We start from the raw sequence: 1,007 nt of genomic DNA, 5'->3' as shown, positions 1-1,007 counted from the left end.
TTAGCTCAGCTGGCTAGAGCGCCTGCCTTGCACGCAGGAGGTCAAGGGTTCGACTCCCTTATTCTCCACTGTTTTAGGAGTTTGATTTAAAAGTTACGAATAGAGCCAAAAACAATATTCGTTCATCAGACTGTTAGAAAGAACAAAGATCATTGACATTAACGATAAGAACATCACAAAGAGAAAACCGAGCGCAATTAAGCGTTTGAGTTTACAAAATAATTTTAGCAGCGATGCTAATAAAAAAATACTGAACTAATTAATAATTAGGAAAGAAATCGTTAAGGGCGTATGGCGGATGCCTAGGCTTTCAGAGGCGACGAAGGACGTGGTAAGCTGCGAAAAGCTCGGGGGATTGGCACACACGAATTGATCCCGAGATGTCCGAATGGGGCAACCCGTCTGGTTGAAGACCAGTCACCCGCCGTAAGGCGGGAGCAAACCCGGAGAACTGAAACATCTAAGTACCCGGAGGAAAAGAAATCGAAGAGATTCCGTAAGTAGTGGCGAGCGAAAGCGGATTAGCCCAAAAGTCTTTATATGTTTAATAGAATGTTCTGGAAAGAACAGCCAAAGACGGTGATAGCCCGGTATATGAAAGGCATATTTGGATGATAAATGAGTATGGCGGGACACGTGAAATCCTGTCTGAATATGGGGGGACCATCCTCCAAGGCTAAATACTCCTGAAAGACCGATAGTGAACAAGTACTGTGAAGGAAAGGTGAAAAGCACTTCGAATAGAAGGGTGAAATAGAACCTGAAACCGTACGCCTACAAGCGGTCGGAGCCCGCCATTGGCGGGTGACGGCGTGCCTTTTGCATAATGAGCCTACGAGTTAATTTTACTAGCGAGGTTAAGGACTTCAGGTCCGGAGCCGGAGCGAAAGCGAGTCTGAATAGGGCGTATAGTTAGTAGGATTAGACGCGAAACCTTGTGATCTACCCATGGGCAGGTTGAAGCTTTGGTAACACAAAGTGGAGGACCGAACCGGTTGACGTTGAAA

1 tRNA gene and 1 rRNA gene are annotated in these 1,007 nt (G+C 46.0%); both read left to right on the top strand.

The annotated features are described in order from the left end of the window. Positions 1–68 (top strand) — tRNA-Ala (locus DRF58_RS18090). A gap of 203 nt (positions 69–271) precedes the next feature. Next, positions 272–1,007 (top strand): 23S ribosomal RNA (locus DRF58_RS18085); the annotation flags it as partial.

It is taken from the genome of Epilithonimonas hispanica (genome assembly GCF_003385395.1).
Classification (GTDB): domain Bacteria; phylum Bacteroidota; class Bacteroidia; order Flavobacteriales; family Weeksellaceae; genus Epilithonimonas; species Epilithonimonas hispanica.
The sequence above is the reverse complement of the archived record's forward strand: the minus strand, read 5'-3'. Positions and strand labels throughout refer to the sequence as shown.